General features: G+C 61.6%; 1 protein-coding gene. It reads left to right on the forward strand.

The window, feature by feature from the left end; all coding sequences use genetic code 11:
- A partial coding sequence (locus AF337_RS01745; protein ID WP_160320225.1) for a pantoate--beta-alanine ligase occupies positions 1-255 on the forward strand: 255 nt, incomplete at both ends.

The raw sequence follows: 255 nt of genomic DNA on the forward strand, positions 1-255 counted from the left end.
CGCAGCGCGTGCCGAAACCCTCGCCCGATGCTTGCTGTCGTTGACGTTCCCGATCTCGGCCGCGAACTCGAAGGGGCGGTCCGGCCCGGGCATTTTGCCGGCGTCGCCACCGTCGTCTGTAAGCTTTTCAATATCGTCCAGCCCCAGACCGCCTATTTCGGAGAGAAGGATTACCAGCAGGTCGTCATCATCAAGCGCATGGTGGACGATCTGGCCGTGCCGATGCGCGTGATATCAGTGCCGACTGTCAGGGAT

The sequence above is a fragment of the Rhizobium ecuadorense genome (assembly GCF_001187535.1).
Classification (GTDB): domain Bacteria; phylum Pseudomonadota; class Alphaproteobacteria; order Rhizobiales; family Rhizobiaceae; genus Rhizobium; species Rhizobium ecuadorense.